Origin of the sequence: Caballeronia sp. LZ003 (assembly GCF_031451465.1) — a bacterium.
Taxonomy (GTDB): Bacteria; Pseudomonadota; Gammaproteobacteria; order Burkholderiales; family Burkholderiaceae; genus Caballeronia.
In genome coordinates this window covers 1-387 of sequence record NZ_JARUXJ010000216.1, presented here as the reverse complement: position 1 = coordinate 387, position 387 = coordinate 1, and the positions used below count along the sequence as shown (strand labels likewise).

General features: G+C 62.5%; 1 protein-coding gene. It reads left to right on the top strand.

Going from position 1 to position 387, the window contains the following annotated elements:
- A partial coding sequence (locus tag QCE79_RS34520) for a hypothetical protein (protein WP_309852277.1) occupies nucleotides 1–387 on the top strand: 387 nt, incomplete at both ends.

The window sequence follows — 387 nt, the reverse complement described above, 5'->3', positions numbered from 1 at the left end:
CGCCAGTTCCTGCAATCGTACGGTCATGCAGCGGAGGCTGCGCGCAAGTGGCGCGAGGACCATCACGATCTTGGACAAGCGCAGATCGACCATATTCGCCTCCTTGAGTTGTCGGGCGACAAGGCAGGAGCTTGGGCGGCGTTCGTGCAGGCGGCAAGCGCGAGGGCACGCCAGGCAGTGGCGTCCGACAACCGCGAGATGGCGCAAAGCTACGAAACGCTCGGCCAGAAATGGGAGCGTTTCTGGCGAGGCATAACGGGCAAAGGCGACGCTTTGCAAAAGGCGCAAGACGAGCTGGCAGCGGCGCGCTCGGCGCTGCTCGATCCCGAGTTAAATCCCGGCGGGATGAACACGGAGGCGTTCGACAAGAAGATCAAAGCGCTTGAG